At 63.8% G+C, this 1,173-nt stretch carries 1 protein-coding gene; it reads right to left on the bottom strand.

From position 1 onward, the window contains the following. On the bottom strand, window positions 1-1,173 hold a 1,173-nt coding region (locus tag ACZ4VL_RS40835; RefSeq protein ID WP_468211124.1), incomplete at both ends, for a hypothetical protein.

Genomic DNA, 1,173 nt, shown 5'->3' with positions numbered 1-1,173 from the left:
GTAGCAACGCTGGAGCGGCGATACGGAAATCGGAATCGTGGGCCTTGGAACCAGAGCCATAGACGATGCGCAGCAATCCATCACCACGCGGCGGTGCGGCGGCGATTTCCTCTGCTGCGCGCAGTGTCTCCACGTCCAGTGCGTTCTCGACGACCCAGACCTCGGGCGCACCGGTTGCGCGCATGGCGTCGGCCATGGCGGTGGTCGATGCGATGCAGGCATCGCAAGCCAGCAGCGCCTCCCGGAACAGCGGTACGCCTTCGAGGATGGCCTTGCGCACAACTGGGCTGAGATCGTTGACGTTGCTGTTGTTCCGGTAGTGTTCGATGTCGAAGATGAGATCGTCGACTTCCCAGAACGTACGCACGCCAGCCGCACGAGCAAGGGCGATCGTCTCCAGTTGGTCCGGATAGCCGGGGACGCGGTAGAACACGGCAACGCTGTGCGTGGAGAGCAGGTCGCGGGTAGAGACGACATCAGTCCAGTTGACGACGGTGCAGTCGTAGCCAAGGCTTTCGATCATCAGCTGCTTCTGCAGCACGCGGTATTTCAGGCACTGCCCGATGCCCATTTCCGCCACCAGCAGGACGCGCAGCTGCTGCGAACTGCTCGCCGGCCTTGCCGGTGGAAGCGCATGGACCGGCCTCAGTTTCCAGCTTCCGGCCCCTGAGCCCTGGCGGAACAATGCAGCGGGCTGCCGCAGCTGGCTGGTGATCCGGCGTCCGGCCTCGCGGATGCCGTTCTGGCGGGCGACGCGAATGGTGGCCGTGGACAGATGCAGGAGCTGCTTGAGCAGCGAACGAACGCGCCAGACGGCAACGTGTGCCATGCGCAGCGGGGCGGTCACGCGCCAGGAGCGCGAATTGAGCAGCTCTCCGATCTGATTCTGGGCCCGGTGCAGATGATCAAGCGTCGCTTGGGAAGTGATCCCGGATGTTTCCAGTGCGCGCCGCAGCGACGCCACGCGACGTTCTGCACGCAGCAGATTCTGTTCTACCTCGGTGAGGCTGCTTTCCTGTTGCACGACCTGGCTGCGCAGTTGCTCCATGTGCTGGCGTTGCTCCAGCAGCACGGCTTGTGCCGTTTCCAGGGAGGCGAGCTCTTCGATCTGTGGCCGATCGCTTGATCCTGGTGGTGTCGCTCCGATGCTCCATTCCGGATCGGCCACGAACA

The organism is Streptomyces sp. NPDC029014 (genome assembly GCF_055564695.1).
The sequence above is the reverse complement of the archived record's forward strand: the minus strand, read 5'-3'. Positions and strand labels throughout refer to the sequence as shown.